This is a genomic window from Maribacter flavus (genome assembly GCF_008386635.1).
GTDB lineage: Bacteria > Bacteroidota > Bacteroidia > Flavobacteriales > Flavobacteriaceae > Maribacter > Maribacter flavus.
Genome location: NZ_VUOE01000001.1, coordinates 20571 through 35195, shown reverse-complemented (window position 1 = coordinate 35195; position 14625 = coordinate 20571). Strand labels below are relative to the sequence as shown.

Here is a 14625-nt window from a genome sequence, read left to right as displayed (position 1 = left end):
GGAACAATTCCCTTTTTCCTACCTAAAATAGTGATATTAAGAGTGATATAAAATAAATTTTAGTTAAAATAACTGGTTTTGTAATTTTTGCCGAAGTCGGAATACGGCATGTATTATCCTTTGTGGGTCTTGGAAGAACGACTGACCAATCTTTGAATTTCCTTTAATTCAGAAGCGGTAAGATCGCGCCATTTTCCCACGGGTACATCCAAGGTAACGTTCATAATCCGAATTCGCTTCAATTTTTTTACCCGATAGTCCAAGTATTCGCACATGCGCCTAATCTGTCGGTTCAAGCCTTGGGTAAGGATAATCCTAAATTGATATTTACTGACCTGATGTACTTCGCATTTTCGGGTGACGGTATCTAAAATAGGCACCCCGTTTCGCATTTTCTTTAGAAATTCGGGAGATATGGGCTTATCCACGGTAACCAAGTATTCCTTTTCATGATTGTTTCGGGCCCGTAAAATCTTGTTTACGATATCGCCGTCGTTCGTGAGGAAAATCAAACCTTCGCTCGGTTTGTCCAACCTACCGATGGGAAAAATCCTTTTTGGATAATTGATGAAATCGATGATATTGTCCTTTTCCACGCCCGTGTCCGTTGTACAAACGATTCCAACGGGTTTATTAAACGCGAGGTATACCGGTTTTTCTTTAGGTTCGGAAATCGATTCGCCATCCACCTGTACCAAATCCCCTTCGGATATCTTGGTGCCCATTTCAGGAACTTTTCCATTGATGGTTACGCGTCCTTGTTCTATCAGCTTATCGGCCTCCCTACGGGAACAATAACCGACTTCGCTCAGATATTTGTTGATACGGGTTTGTTTGGGTGCTTCTGGCATCTATCTCTTTCTTTCTAGTTCCAATCTGTGGATTTCCCTTCCCAGTTCGGCTAAAAAGGGAATACCTATTTCATTGTATTCATAGGCATCGTCATTGAAGATTCCATCCTTGTTTACCAAAATGGTCGCCGTGAGCATAAAATCCACCTTGTTTTTAGTGTCCTTGATGTAGGCGCAATCGGTCAGCGTACCATAGGCAAACCCCACCTTATTGTAGATTTCCATATGGGAAGGTATGGTATCCTTGGTGTCTCCGTATATGAAAAATTTACAATAACCATCATAATATTCCGTAGGGTCATAGCCCGCATTTCTTGGGAGTATCTTCATCGCTTCCAGTAAAAACGCATGTTGATCTGGGGACAGGTTGAATCGCTGTTCTGGACGGAATTGTTCAGGGAATATCACCCGCTTTAGGACACCGTGTTGGGCCTCAATGGGGTAGTAGTTTTTCAATGAAAAATCAAATGGATCCTCCATCAAAGTATCGTCTTCATAGTAGCCTATTCCTTTACGAATGTTTTTCAGGGATAACCGTATTGGAGCCAAATTTATACTAGGTTTCGTTATGCCAGTGGTACTATCGTTCAAATAGATGATCAATGGCTTGGTTTGCAGGTCTTCCGAGTGATAGCCCAGTCTATGTGAGATACGGACGGGTTCTACGCCCTTTTCCCGTAAAGAAGCGTTTATGGCATCCTGTCCCAACAGTTCCATCAATCGGTTGTTGGCCAAATTGTCGCTAACGCTGAAAATTTCTACAACATCCTTGGAGAATGTCGATTCTAGGGTGTCGCCTTCCACATAATAACGTACCTCCCTGTTCAGGGTATCCGTCTCGTTCAATCGTTCCAAGCCCAGTACTGCTATGGGAAATTTGACCGTGCTGGCGGGATAGAAGTAAGCGTCCTTATCCACCTGAAAATCATAATCGATAAAAAAAATACTGTCGTTTTTCCTATCGATTTTGGTATACCTGATCTGGACTTCGTACCGATCAAGGCTATCCATGACCCTCTTTATTTTCGAGTTGTTGGAACTTAGTGCAACTTCCAAAAGGTTATCGTTCACCGGATCGTTCGAACAAGAAAAAAATAACCCAATGATCAAAAGGCCCAAGAGCCTTAATGATATATACAACGTGTGATTAATTTTCAACATAAACTTCCCCTCTATGTGGTTTTAATCGATCCCGCATGGCAATCATATCCCGTTCATGAACGACCAGGAAGGCTATACTGTGCGTATCGTTCAATTCCATGAAACCCGTTGTGATCGCCGCTACCTTTTCCAAGGTAATGAATTCCTTGAGATGAATTTCATGGTGCTCTGCGGTCTTGTGCGCGGCGGGACCCCTAAAGTCCCAAATCAATTTGATCTGTCTTTCCAAAATATTAAACTAATGGGTATCAAAATTAACATTTGGACCTTGTTTTTCCATGGATTTCAAAAATTTTGTTGCGTTTGTCCAACTTTTTGAATGCAATTTTTCTATGATTATCGCCTTATTCTGTTAAGGAAAACCCATAGCGTTTGTTCGGGATATTGTATTTGCTATTTTTGCAGGATGTGTAGTTCTCAAATGATACAACGGGGAGTCCTTTATTTGTTGATGGCGGTAGGAACTGTTTGTATCCTCGTTTCATGCGAGGGGTATTTCAACAAAAAAGAGGAAAAGGAGCCGTTGGCCAGGGTGGGCGAGTTGTATCTGTACAAAGAGGACGTGAAGCCCCTTCTTAAAGAGGGAATGTCCAAAGGGGACAGTGCTTCTTTCGTAACCAATTATATCAATAACTGGGCCTCCAAACAACTACTGCTTTCCAAGTCCAAGATCAACCTACCGGAGGAAAAGCTACGGGAATTCGATGCTTTGGTCGATGCGTATAGAACAGACCTGTACACCAGGGCCTATCAAGAAGCTTTGGTATCACAGGGGACGGACACATTAATTTCCGAAACCCAATTACAGGAATTCTATGACAGACAAAAGGAAAATTTCAAATTAAAGGAGCGTATCGTGCGCATTCGTTTTGTGCAATTGCCCCTTAATTTTTTGAATCAGGACGAAGTTAAGCAGCGCTTGCGAAGTTTTGACGAGGAGGATTTGATTTATTTGGATTCCATTGGGGTACAATTTAAGAAGCTGAATTTTAACGATTCCATTTGGGTGAGTTCTTCCAGGATATTTGAGGAAATTCCACCCATAACCTTTGATAATCAGGATAGATACTTAAAAAATTCACAATTTTTTGAATTACAGGATTCAATCGGGGTATATTTGGGCAAAATAGAGGAAGTAAAGGATGTCAATGATATCGCACCACTTTCATACATTGCACCTACCATAAAGCAAGTTTTATTAAGTCGCAGAAAAATCGACTACCTGCGAAAACTAGAAACCGAAATCATAGATGAAGCAATCAGAGAAAAAGAATTTGAGGTTTACAATGACAACAAGTAGGAGACTGTTGACCTTTTTGGCAAGTATCTTTTGTGCAATTTTGACGGCCCAGGAGAATACGGAAGAAGGCGCGGAGGCATCGGCAAGTGTTGAAACTCCCTCTAAGAAAGACTCCACAAACTTTAAGCGGATCAAATTGGACGGAATCGCCGCCGTAGTGGGTGATTATGTAATCTTGGATTCCGATATCGAAAAAACCCTCATCGATTTAAAAAGTCAGGGTGCATCCACGGAAGATATTACGCACTGTAGCCTTTTGGGCAAGCTGATGGAAGATCGATTATACGCACATCAGGCCGTACAGGACAGTATTTTGGTTTCGGATGACGAGGTGAATGCCACGGGCGAGCGTCAATTACAGTCCCTGGTGCAGCAGATCGGTTCTATGGAGAAGGTCTTGAAGTACTATAAAAAGGAGGACGAGCAAAGTTTTAGGGAGGAGTTGTTCAAGATCAACAAGCTACGAATGCTGTCCGAAAAAATGCAGCAGGATATTGTTTCAGAAATAGAGATAACCCCAGAGGAAGTACGTCAATTCTTTAACAAGATTCCTGAAAACGAACGGCCTGTTTTTGGTGCCGAATTGGAAATCGCCCAGATTGTGAAGGCTCCGGAGCCTTCACAGGAAGAAAAGCAGAAGGTGATAGACAAGCTCAATGAAATAAAGGCCGATGTTGAGGACAACGATGCCAGTTTTAGCGTAAAGGCCATTTTATATTCGCAAGATCCTGGCTCTAAATCCAAAGGTGGATTTTATAGTATAACCAAGGACACAGGATTTGATAAGACATTTAAGGATGTAGCTTTCAGCCTAAGGGAAGGGGAGGTTTCGGAGCCTTTTGAGACTATGTTTGGGTTTCATATTATTTACATTGAAAAAATAAGGGGCCAGGAGCTCGATCTAAGACATATTTTGATTCAGCCCGAAATTTCGGATAAGGCCTTGGCCGAGGCTAAATCGGAATTGGACAGCATACGTCAGAAAATTATAGAGGGGAAATTTACCTTCGCTGAGGCGGCCCTGAACTTTTCGGACGAAAAGGAGACTAAATTCGATGGTGGCTTGCTAAGAAACCCGCAGGATTTCAGTTCCCGTTTTGAACTTACTAAAATGGATCCTACCTTGTACAATCAGGTACGTGATTTGCAGGACGACCAAATATCCTATCCCATTTTGGAAGCTGACCCAAGGGGAGGTCCATCCAAGTACAAAATTCTTAAGGTGACCAATCGATATGACGAACACGTTGCCGATTTTGCAAAGGACTACACCAAAATTCAACAACTTGCCCTAACAGAAAAGCAATATAATGCCATCAAGGAATGGATGGAAGATCATATTGAAGATACGTATATTAGCGTAAGCGATGCCAACAGGGATTGTGATTTTGCCAATAACTGGGTAAAGGAATAAATATGTCAGATGTTGCTGCCGTTAAATTATTGGTCGAAAAACATAATGCCTTAAAGAAGGAAATAGCCAAGGTAATCGTTGGCCAGGAAGCCGTTATAGACCAAATATTGCTCTCCATCTATACAGGAGGACATTCCCTTTTAATCGGTGTTCCGGGGTTGGCCAAGACCTTGATGGTGAACACCATTGCCCAAGCCCTAGGATTGGATTTCAAGCGCATCCAGTTTACGCCGGATCTCATGCCCAGCGATATCTTGGGTAGTGAGGTTTTGGACCAGAACAGAAATTTTAAGTTCATCAAGGGCCCTGTTTTTTCCAATATTATTTTGGCCGATGAGATCAATAGAACCCCACCCAAAACGCAGGCTGCCCTTTTGGAGGCCATGCAGGAAAGGGCGGTTACCATTGCGGGCCATCAATATAAATTGGATTTGCCCTATTTTGTTTTGGCTACCCAAAACCCCATAGAGCAGGAGGGAACCTATCCCTTGCCCGAAGCGCAGTTGGACCGTTTTATGTTCGCGATAGAATTGAAGTATCCAAGTATTGAGGAAGAGGTCATGGTCGTAAAAAATACGACTTCAACAACCAAATACCATGTTGAGCCGCAGTTCAACGCCCAGCAAATATTGGAAGTACAGGAATTGGTCCGTAAAATTCCCGTTCCTGACAATGTTGTGGAGTATGCGGTAAAATTGGTCAACAAAACCCGACCAAATTTGGAATCCGCCTCGGATTATGTAAAACAATACGTTGATTGGGGAGCGGGCCCGCGCGCCTCCCAAAACTTGATCCTGGCAGCGAAGGCGAATGCCGCCATCAGTGGAAAATTTTCACCGGATTTCGAGGACGTACAGAAAGTTGCCTATGGTATCCTAAAACACAGGATCATAAAAAACTACAAGGCGGAGGCCGAGGGCATTTCCGAAGAGGCAATTATCAAGCAACTACTATAATTTCCAAAACCCGAAAATCTGTTTTCCGCAAGATTTAAGCGTCTTTGAGCGTTAAATTAGGTATTCCGTAAATCTAATTTTCTGGGAATGGCAAAAAAGGGTTTATTCCTTTGTTTAAAATTTTAATTGCGCCTTAGATTTTCTTAATTTTACGGAATTGCTTTAACATTAAATAGAGAAATATGGCATTTGATATTGATATGATTAAAGGGGTGTACGCCAATATGGCTGAGCGGGTGGATAAGGCCCGTGAGATCGTGGGAAAACCACTGACCCTTTCGGAGAAGATTTTGTACGCTCACTTGTGGGACGGTACTCCCACTAAGGCCTTTGTTAGAGGCAAGGATTATGTTGATTTCGCTCCGGATCGTATTGCTTGTCAGGATGCAACGGCTCAAATGGCCTTATTACAGTTCATGCAAGCCGGAAAACCAAAGGTGGCGGTGCCTACCACCGTGCATTGTGATCACTTGATCCAGGCGAAAAGTGGTGCTGCTGCAGATTTGAAGACGGCCAATTCCACGAGTGCGGAAGTATTTGATTTTTTGGAATCCGTTTCCAATAAATACGGTATCGGGTTTTGGAAACCTGGTGCCGGAATCATTCACCAAGTGGTATTGGAAAATTATGCATTTCCAGGTGGCATGATGATAGGAACCGATTCCCACACCGTGAATGCAGGTGGTTTGGGAATGGTGGCAATTGGTGTAGGTGGTGCCGACGCCGTCGACGTCATGGCCGGAATGGCTTGGGAGCTAAAGTTTCCAAAGTTGATAGGGGTTCGTTTGACCGGGAAAATTTCAGGTTGGACCGCTCCAAAGGATGTAATTCTTAAAGTTGCCGAAATTCTTACCGTGAAGGGAGGAACCGGAGCTATTGTTGAATATTTCGGTCCCGGTGCCAAGGCGCTTTCCTGTACGGGGAAAGGAACCATATGTAACATGGGAGCCGAAATTGGGGCTACAACATCGACCTTTGGTTATGACGACTCCATGGAAAGATATTTGAGGGCCACGGATAGGTCTGATGTTGCCGATGCCGCCAATAAAGTACGGGAGTATCTTACTGCCGATGAAGAGGTATATGCCAATCCGGAACAGTATTTTGATCAAGTCATCGATATCGACCTTTCAAAACTGAATCCATTGTTGAACGGTCCTTTTACGCCGGATTTGTCCACTCCCGTTGGCAAGGAAATGACCAAGAAAGCCACGGAAAACGATTGGCCAATGCAGGTAGAATGGGGACTTATAGGTTCGTGTACCAACTCATCCTATGAAGATTTGTCAAGAGCTTCCTCTATTGCGCAACAGGCTTTGGATAAGAAACTAAAGACAAAGGCGGAATTTGGAATTAACCCAGGTTCTGAACAAGTACGTTTCACGGCGGAACGGGATGGTATCCTTGGCATATTCGAGAAATTGGATGCCAAGATATTTACAAACGCCTGCGGACCGTGTATCGGACAGTGGGCGCGTTACAGTGATCCAAAGAATGCACCCAAGAACAGCATCGTTCATTCCTTCAACAGAAACTTTGCAAAACGTGCGGATGGAAACCCAAATACCCATGCATTTGTGGCTTCCCCAGAAATTACCGCTGCCATAGCGATAGCGGGCAGGTTGGATTTCAACCCAATGACGGATACCTTGATCAATGAGGATGGCGAGGAAGTACGATTTGAGGAACCAACAGGATGGGAATTGCCACCCAAAGGTTTTGAAGTGGAAGATGCCGGTTATCTGGCGCCCAAAGAGGATGGCTCCAGTGTAAAGGTAGTTGTGGACCCAACCTCGGAAAGGTTACAGCTTTTGGATCCTTTCGAGCCCATCCAGAATGAGTCGTTACAAAACGTCAAATTGTTGATAAAAGCTTTTGGAAAGTGTACCACGGACCATATTTCCATGGCCGGACCTTGGTTACGCTTTAGGGGCCATTTGGACAATATCGCCAATAATACCTTGATCGGTGCGGTAAACGCTTTTAATCAAAAGACGAATTTGGTAAAGAATCAGTTGACTGGTGAATACGAAGGTGTGCCCGATACCCAAAGGGCCTACAAGGCGAAGGGAATAAAATCCATGGTTGTTGGTGACCACAACTATGGGGAAGGCTCGTCCAGGGAGCACGCTGCCATGCAGCCAAGACATCTTGGTGTAGCAGCGGTTTTGGTAAAATCCTTTGCTCGTATCCATGAAACAAACTTGAAGAAGCAAGGGATGTTGGCTTTGACTTTTGCCAATGAGAATGACTACGAGTTGATTCAGGAGGACGATACCTTCAATTTTGTTGATATAGCCGATTTTGCTCCGGACACTCCGTTGACGATTGAGATTGTTCATGCCGATGGTTCCAAGGACACCATAAAGGCAAACCATACCTATAACGATGCACAAATTGGATGGTTTAGGGAAGGATCCGCTTTGAATGTTATCAAGAAGCAGAATGCAGCATAATCCAGTAGTAATCTACCACTGGGCGAGCCCATGAGGCATTCGCGGTAGATGCACTTTTTTTTCGAGGCCTGCCCGACAGGTGTTCAGGCGGGCAAGCCTTGAAGTATTGAACCCCTTGGCGGTGCCAATAAAATAAATTAGGAAAACTCCCGAAACTATTCGGGAGTTTTTTAGTTTTGGGTATTCCATAAACTGAAGATGAAGAAACAAACATTTTTCACACTTTTGATCATCGCATTTGTGTTGTCCTTCTTTGTAACCCCCCTTGGTGATTATAGCAAGATTCTTTTAAATAGATGGTTGGCCATGGCACCTACCATAATAACTCCGGAAAAGAGGGGTAAAATATCCAGCTACGATTGGACACTAAAGGATGAAGATTGGAAGCTCTTCAGTTTTGAGGAGGCTAAAGGCAATGTGGTGTTTATTTCTTTTTGGACCTCTTGGCATATGCCATCACAAGCTCAGTTAAAGGATATCCAAAGTCTATACGAAAAGTATAAGGGTAGGGTTAATTTCTATATCATTACCAATGAGGAGCGGGCCCCTGTGGAACTGTTTATGGAAGAGCATGGGTATACGTTTCCTGTTACGTACAGGATTGTGGGTGAAGACAGTCCGGTTACTATATTAAAACCGCCCGGATCCTATATAATCGATAAAAACGGTTTCATAGCCGTTCATCAAAATGCGATTGCCGATTGGGACAATTCCGCTGTGGATGCATTGTTGGAGGAGCTAATATCGGAATAAAACGAAACGGGTTTCCATAAAAAAACAGCAACAATATTCATTTTGTATCTTAGATATTCCTAAATGGCAATTTTCAGGAATATCGTATGTCCCAAATCACAACACTCACTTTTTTTAGATATACCAATTTTAGCAGTAAGTTATGGGCCTTTGGCGAAATGCAATTTGCACATGCAGGGCTTTCCAAAGTAGAAGGTCTTCAAATGTACAAACTTATGGGAAGCGGTAGAGAAGGCTTTAATCCCTTACCGGATTGGTCTGTTTATGGCTTGCTTCAGATATGGAAAAATGAAACTTGTGCTAACGAGTTTTTCAATGCCTCGACTATTATGCAACGTTATTTGGGGAAAAGTGAAGAAAGATGGACGGTTTACATGAAAAACACTACGGCAAAGGGGGATTGGGATGGTAATAATCCTTTTATCAAAAGTGAATCTTTGGAAGAAGCGAATCCGTACATTGCCGTAATCACCAGGGCGACAATCAAAACAAGAATGCTCCTTAAATTTTGGAAATATGTTCCAACATCCCAAAAATCCCTAGCTGGTAATAGGGGGCTTTTATTTACAAAGGGGATAGGTGAGGTCCCTTTTTTACAAATGGCAACATTCAGTATTTGGAGTGATAAGGAATCCCTTATGCAATTTGCCTACGCGAGCAAAGAACACCAAAAAGCGATTCAAAAAACAAGGCAGTTGAATTGGTACAAGGAAGAACTTTTTTCCAGGTTTCAGCCTTACAGGTCCATAGGCACTTGGATGGGCAAAAACCCACTATATGACTTATAAAATTAGAAAAGGAAAAACCCAAAGAAAACAAGTTGGGCCAAATACAGATGGATTGAAAATTGTTTATTTCCCTCTATTTTTAGGACCCTTAGTAGTATCTGGAACAAAATCGCCAAGGCGAACCATGTCGTATAATTTTCAAGCGGTGCCATACCACCTTCAAAAGTCCAAAAATCGAATGCTGGGGCATTGTGCTCCATAAAATAATCAAGTAAAACCATAAGGCCCGCGGCCAATATAATCTTGGGGATGGATTTTAATTTGGTATAATCAAGCATACTTGCCGTGATAAAAGTAAGAAGGGCCCAGTATGTACCAATCAAATAAGGAACCCCGTCAAGTTTTGGGCCTAGGTTATTCCCATATGCATACTCCCCAAACAAAATTCCATAGTGTACCCCAAGCCATTCGGCAAACATGCCACCACAAAAAAACAATACAAAGGCAAAGGACTTTATTGGAGTATTGATGGGATAAATAAATAAAAAGAGCGTTAAACTGATTATTAGGTTCAAAGGGGTTTTTTGAATAAACCATTCCAAATCCCCCGAAGCGATTCCAATAATGGCCGAAATATGAAATAACCATACGATGCCAATAGCGATGAGGACCTTATATTTGGATAGGGTTTCAAGCATTTGGAATGGGGGTTGGAACCAAATCGGAAACAATTTTCGCGGATAAAAGACAAAGGGGAATCCCCCCACCTGGATGTACGGATCCTCCACAGAAATATAAATTTTCAATCGATTTTGAAAAATTCGCATGCCTTACAAAAGCGGCAAATTTATCATTACTTGCCGCGCCATAGAGGGCTCCCCGGAATGAACTTGTACTGCTTTCAATCCCAACAGGGTCCAAAATATGCTCCGTAGTTATGAATTCTTCAATGTTTGTCTTTAGGATCCTATTTATTTTGGAAACAATGTTCTTTCTCGCCACTTGTTTTAGCTCGCGCCAATCCTGCCCATAGTTTCCTGGAGCGTTTATCATCACGAACCAATTCTCATGACCCTCGGGCGCATCCTTGACCTCTTCTTTAGAGGTAATATTGATGTAGATGGTAGGGTCTGTGTATAGGGTCTTTTTGTCAAACAATGCCTGGAATTCATCGGGGTAGGAATCGGTAAACAGAATATTGTGCAAATCCAGTTGTGGAAATTCCTTTGAAATCCCCCAATAGAATATGAGTGCGGAACTTGAGCGTTCTTGTTCCAGGGTTTTTTTTGGATAGGGTTGGTCCTTCAGCAATTTTTTATAGGTAGGATACACATCCATGTTGGAAACCACAATATCGGCCTTATGCGCGACTCCCTTGGATAGTACGCCAATAGCCTTTTTATTTTTAACAATGATATTTTCTACCGGATGTCCAAACTTGAAGCTGACCCCTTTTTGTTTGGCAAATTCATATAACGAAAGACTAATGCTGTGCATTCCTCCCTTGGGAAAATAGGTGCCATAATGCATTTCCAAATGGGGAATCATGGACATGATGCCTGGGGTTTTATAGGGCGATGAGCCATTATACGTGGCATACCGATTAAAGAGTTGTACCAACTTTGGATTTCTAAAATACTGCTTATTGACCGAGTCTAAAGTGTCATTTAAGTGTAGTTTTCCAATTTGAAGGATGGACTTTATTGTTTGTGTTGATAGGTACGTGGAGAGCTTATGAAGGGACTTTTCCAAAAATAGGTCCACGGTCAAATCATACTTTTCGCGGTTTCTTTTTAAATAGGATTTTATTTTTTGTGGAGGTTCATTGAAACTCTCAGATGCGTCTTTTATAAACTTTTCTATATCCGATGCCACTGAAAATCGGTGTCCATCTTCCCAAAAATAATTACAGACAATTTGTTTTTTACTGTATTGAAAATAAGTTGGGAAATCCTCTTGATACAGTGCAAAAAGTTCGGTGACCAAATGGGGCATCGTGAACAAGGAGGGTCCCAGATCAAAACGGTAGCCATCCTGCTCGATAGCGTGAAGTTTACCTCCAGGGTAATCGTTGACTTCCAGAACCGTTACTCGATAACCTTTTTTGCGAAGTCTTAAGGAAGTGGCTAAACCACCAATGCCGGCACCGATTACCAAAGCATGGGGCATTGGCTATTTTTTAAAATATTTGAAGGGCACTACCAACATTCCAAAACATTCCCCGTCCTCTTTTCCCAGGTGCTTGTGATGGATTTTGTGGGCGCGTCGTACACCACGTGCATACCAATTATTTGCGTTACGGAAAATTTTGAATCTTTGGTGTATGAAGATGTCGTGTACAAAAAAATAGGCGATACCATAGGCCAAAATTCCAAAACCAAGAGGGTATCCATACCAAAATCCGTTTGCCCCAGTGTAAAACAGCGACATACTTACAATGGCGTAAAAAATAAAGAAGGCATCGTTTCTTTCAAACCAGGAATCATGATCTTTATGGTGATGGTCCTTATGCAAGGACCATAGGAATCCATGCATGATGTATTTATGGGTAAACCAAGCCATAAATTCCATGAAAGAGAATGTACCCAAAAAAATAATAATCCAAAGAAACGTATTCATCTAAACTAAGTTCATTTTATATTTAACATAAGACCTTGCCAGAAGACCGAATTTTTCATAATCAGGAACCCGTATACGGGTGCTTTTAATTTCCATGGACGGGGTGTTTTGTAGCTTTTTAAGAAGCCTAGTGTAATATCTATAGGCCGTATATACCCCGAATTTTGCCTCAATGGGCAGTTTTACGATACCTTTGTACCCCTCTTGAAAATCTCGTTGTATCTCTTGAACGATTTCCATTTTTGAATCTTCGTCCAGCGCAGCGAGATTTGCGTTTGGAAAATAGGTGCGGTTCAACTCCTCAAAATCGGCCTTTACGTCCCTTAGAAAATTTACCTTTTGAAAGGCAGAACCCAAGGCCATGGCAGATTCCTTCAGATTTTCGTAGGATTCATCACAGCCCTTGACAAATACTTTAAGGCACATAAGACCAACTACATCCGCGGAACCATAAATATATTCTTTATACTCGGCCTCGGTTTTGTAAACGTTCTTGGTCAAATCCGCCCGCATACTTTTCATAAAGGAATCAACTAAATGAATGGGGATGTTGTATTTATGGAACGTGTATTGGAACGAGTTTAGAATGGGGTTCAAACTTATTTTGTTTTCCAGTGCGGCGGCAAGTTCTTCCTCAAATTTATCGAATAAGGTCTTTTTATCATACTCGTGGAAGGTATCTACAATTTCATCTGCAAACCTTACAAAACCATAAATGTTGTATATGTCCCCACGTATGGAACCATGAAGCATTTTTGTTGCCAAGGCAAACGATGTACTGTATTTTTCGGTAACGATTTTACTACACTGGTAGGATACCTTGTCAAAAGTGATTTTCATGTGTTCATTTATATGGTTAAAGCTGTGGAATGGTACACCCAAATAATCCTTTTGCCGATTAAGGTCTGTACTTTCATAGCCTTAAGTTAGTTATTTTTAGTTAAAAGTTCAGAAACCAATTTTCCTGAAATTAAAGATGGAGGAACGCCAGGTCCAGGAACTGTAAGTTGCCCTGTGAAATAAAGGTTTTTAACCTTACCGCTCTTTAATTTTGGTCTGAGAAATGCGGTTTGAGATAGCGTATTCGCCATTCCATAGGCATTGCCTTTATAGGAATTGTACCGCTCCACAAAGTCATTTACACAGAAGGTTTCCTTAAAGCGAATTTTATCCAAGACTTTTTGACCTGTTTTTTCCTCAAACCTATCCATAATCAAGTCAAAATATTGCTCCCGAAGCGCTTCAGTATCCTCAAGCCCGGGTGCGATGGGAACCAAAAAGAATCCGGTCTCACATCCTTCGGGTGCCATACTTTCGTCCGTTATAGAAGGAAAATTGGCATAGAATAGGGGGCTTGTTGGCCATTGCGGGTTATCATAGATTTCCTCAGCATGGCGTTCAAAATCTGTATCAAAAAACAAATTGTGATGGTCCACATTCTTGAGCTTCCCGTCAAAAGCGATATAGAATAAGAGGGAAGAAGGCGCAAAGGTTTTTTTGTTCCAATATGCTTCGCTGTATTGCCTGTACTCCGCATCCAATAAACTTTCGGAGTGATGGTAATCGGCCCCGCTGACCACGATATCGGCCAAAATAGTGGAACCGTTACAAATGATGCCATTACAGATGTTTTTTGTAACCAAAATCTTTTCTACGTTGGCATGGGTATGAATCTTAACTCCCAATTCTTCTGCAAGACTTCCCATGGCCTCAATGATACGGTACATACCACCCTGGGGGTGCCAAGTGCCCAAACCGAAATCGGCGAAATTCATAAAGCTGTAAAAGGATGGCGTATCACTAGGCTTTGCGCCCAAAAACAGCACGGGGAACTCCAAGGTCGCAATAAGTTTTGGGTTTTTGAACTTTTTTCTAACTTCTGAACTAATTGTCTTAAAAAATTGATCAACCTTTAAAACCGTTTCCTTGGTGACCAATTCGAAAGGTGACAGTCCAGGCCTTAAAACGATTTTGTTTATGGCAATTTCATAGTTTTCCTGTGCCAGGGCGATAAATTTTCTTAGATGTACGGAACTTCCGGATTCGATACGTTCAAATTCGGTACATATCTTATCCATGCAGTCCCCTATGGTAATTACGTCATCGGCAAAAAAAATTTTATATGCGGGACTTAATTTGTCCAGTTGGTAGTAGTCTGAGGTCTTTTTACCAAAATCGCTGAAAAACTTCTCGAAAATATCGGGCATCCAATACCAGCTAGGGCCCATATCAAAGGTGAAGCCATCCTTTATCAATTGTGCGGCCCTTCCTCCAATGGATTCGTTTTTTTCGTAGATGGACACCTGATGACCGGCTTTGGCAAGATAGCAAGCTGCCGAAAGGGATGAAAAACCAGATCCAATGATAGCTATATTTTTTTCCATAGG

Annotated in this window: 14 protein-coding genes; 6 read left to right on the top strand and 8 right to left on the bottom strand. The window is 42.1% G+C overall.

Features of this window, described 5'->3' with window-relative positions; all coding sequences use genetic code 11:
• Positions 1 to 113: 113 nt before the first annotated feature.
• The 3 genes from rluF to F0361_RS00170 all read right to left on the bottom strand — a co-directional run bounded on the left by rluF (position 114) and on the right by F0361_RS00170 (position 2241).
• Complete coding sequence (rluF, locus tag F0361_RS00180; protein ID WP_154916658.1) at positions 114 to 851, bottom strand: 23S rRNA pseudouridine(2604) synthase RluF; 738 nt, start codon at positions 849 to 851, stop codon at positions 114 to 116.
• Positions 852 to 1862, bottom strand: coding sequence for a serine hydrolase (locus F0361_RS00175; RefSeq protein ID WP_246160776.1), 1011 nt, complete (start codon positions 1860 to 1862; stop codon positions 852 to 854). It lies immediately after the preceding gene.
• A gap of 136 nt (positions 1863 to 1998) precedes the next feature.
• Positions 1999 to 2241: a hypothetical protein gene (locus F0361_RS00170; protein WP_154916654.1), complete on the bottom strand. Its 243-nt coding sequence runs from the start codon at positions 2239 to 2241 to the stop codon at positions 1999 to 2001.
• A 192-nt stretch (positions 2242 to 2433) separates the two neighbouring features.
• Between F0361_RS00170 and F0361_RS00165 the strand changes: the two genes are divergently transcribed.
• The 6 genes from F0361_RS00165 (at position 2434) to F0361_RS00140 (ending at position 9679) form a co-directional block, all read left to right on the top strand.
• Positions 2434 to 3312: a peptidyl-prolyl cis-trans isomerase gene (locus tag F0361_RS00165; RefSeq protein WP_154916652.1), complete on the top strand. Its 879-nt coding sequence runs from the start codon at positions 2434 to 2436 to the stop codon at positions 3310 to 3312.
• Positions 3299 to 4726, top strand: a complete 1428-nt coding sequence (locus F0361_RS00160; protein WP_138257653.1) for a peptidylprolyl isomerase — start codon at positions 3299 to 3301, stop codon at positions 4724 to 4726. Before F0361_RS00165 ends, F0361_RS00160 begins: the two co-directional genes overlap by 14 nt.
• A gap of 2 nt (positions 4727 to 4728) precedes the next feature.
• Positions 4729 to 5682: an AAA family ATPase gene (locus F0361_RS00155; protein WP_154916649.1), complete on the top strand. Its 954-nt coding sequence runs from the start codon at positions 4729 to 4731 to the stop codon at positions 5680 to 5682.
• Between the two features lie 182 nt (positions 5683 to 5864).
• Entirely contained in the window at positions 5865 to 8138 is a 2274-nt protein-coding gene (locus F0361_RS00150; protein ID WP_154916647.1) for an aconitate hydratase, read from the top strand.
• Positions 8139 to 8336: 198 nt separating this feature from the next.
• Positions 8337 to 8891 (top strand): TlpA family protein disulfide reductase, encoded by a 555-nt coding sequence (locus F0361_RS00145; RefSeq protein WP_317129169.1) that lies wholly within the window; start codon positions 8337 to 8339, stop codon positions 8889 to 8891.
• Positions 8892 to 8977: 86 nt separating this feature from the next.
• Positions 8978 to 9679, top strand: coding sequence for a DUF3291 domain-containing protein (locus F0361_RS00140; protein ID WP_154916645.1), 702 nt, complete (start codon positions 8978 to 8980; stop codon positions 9677 to 9679).
• A 2-nt stretch (positions 9680 to 9681) separates the two neighbouring features.
• Here the strand turns inward: F0361_RS00140 and F0361_RS00135 are convergent, their stop codons facing one another.
• The 5 genes from F0361_RS00135 to F0361_RS00115 all read right to left on the bottom strand — a co-directional run bounded on the left by F0361_RS00135 (position 9682) and on the right by F0361_RS00115 (position 14622).
• On the bottom strand, positions 9682 to 10317 hold the full coding sequence (locus F0361_RS00135; protein WP_154916643.1) for a carotenoid biosynthesis protein: 636 nt from the start codon (positions 10315 to 10317) through the stop codon (positions 9682 to 9684).
• On the bottom strand, positions 10310 to 11788 hold the full coding sequence (gene crtD, locus F0361_RS00130) for a 1-hydroxycarotenoid 3,4-desaturase CrtD (RefSeq protein ID WP_154916641.1): 1479 nt from the start codon (positions 11786 to 11788) through the stop codon (positions 10310 to 10312). The genes F0361_RS00135 and crtD overlap by 8 nt, the downstream gene beginning before the upstream one ends.
• 3 nt (positions 11789 to 11791) lie before the next feature.
• Entirely contained in the window at positions 11792 to 12238 is a 447-nt protein-coding gene (locus F0361_RS00125; protein ID WP_154916639.1) for a sterol desaturase family protein, read from the bottom strand.
• Positions 12239 to 13078 carry a phytoene/squalene synthase family protein gene (locus tag F0361_RS00120; protein WP_138257661.1) on the bottom strand — a complete coding sequence of 280 codons (840 nt, stop codon included), beginning with the start codon at positions 13076 to 13078 and terminating at the stop codon, positions 12239 to 12241. It abuts the gene before it with no gap.
• Positions 13079 to 13164: 86 nt separating this feature from the next.
• Entirely contained in the window at positions 13165 to 14622 is a 1458-nt protein-coding gene (locus F0361_RS00115; protein WP_154916637.1) for a phytoene desaturase family protein, read from the bottom strand.
• Positions 14623 to 14625 lie beyond the last annotated feature (3 nt).

What these genes read in the sequence shown, in the direction of transcription:
- F0361_RS00115 (WP_154916637.1), bottom strand. Translation starts at nt 14,622, where the DNA reads ATGGAAAAAAATATAGCTATCATTGGATCTGGTTTTTCATCCCTTTCG.
- F0361_RS00155 (WP_154916649.1), top strand. Translation starts at nt 4,729, where the DNA reads ATGTCAGATGTTGCTGCCGTTAAATTATTGGTCGAAAAACATAATGCC.
- crtD (WP_154916641.1), bottom strand. Translation starts at nt 11,788, where the DNA reads ATGCCCCATGCTTTGGTAATCGGTGCCGGCATTGGTGGTTTAGCCACT.
- F0361_RS00165 (WP_154916652.1), top strand. Translation starts at nt 2,434, where the DNA reads ATGATACAACGGGGAGTCCTTTATTTGTTGATGGCGGTAGGAACTGTT.
- F0361_RS00175 (WP_246160776.1), bottom strand. Translation starts at nt 1,862, where the DNA reads ATGGATAGCCTTGATCGGTACGAAGTCCAGATCAGGTATACCAAAATC.
- F0361_RS00125 (WP_154916639.1), bottom strand. Translation starts at nt 12,238, where the DNA reads ATGAATACGTTTCTTTGGATTATTATTTTTTTGGGTACATTCTCTTTC.
- F0361_RS00160 (WP_138257653.1), top strand. Translation starts at nt 3,299, where the DNA reads ATGACAACAAGTAGGAGACTGTTGACCTTTTTGGCAAGTATCTTTTGT.
- rluF (WP_154916658.1), bottom strand. Translation starts at nt 851, where the DNA reads ATGCCAGAAGCACCCAAACAAACCCGTATCAACAAATATCTGAGCGAA.
- F0361_RS00120 (WP_138257661.1), bottom strand. Translation starts at nt 13,078, where the DNA reads ATGAAAATCACTTTTGACAAGGTATCCTACCAGTGTAGTAAAATCGTT.
- F0361_RS00150 (WP_154916647.1), top strand. Translation starts at nt 5,865, where the DNA reads ATGGCATTTGATATTGATATGATTAAAGGGGTGTACGCCAATATGGCT.
- F0361_RS00145 (WP_317129169.1), top strand. Translation starts at nt 8,337, where the DNA reads ATGAAGAAACAAACATTTTTCACACTTTTGATCATCGCATTTGTGTTG.
- F0361_RS00140 (WP_154916645.1), top strand. Translation starts at nt 8,978, where the DNA reads ATGTCCCAAATCACAACACTCACTTTTTTTAGATATACCAATTTTAGC.
- F0361_RS00135 (WP_154916643.1), bottom strand. Translation starts at nt 10,317, where the DNA reads ATGCTTGAAACCCTATCCAAATATAAGGTCCTCATCGCTATTGGCATC.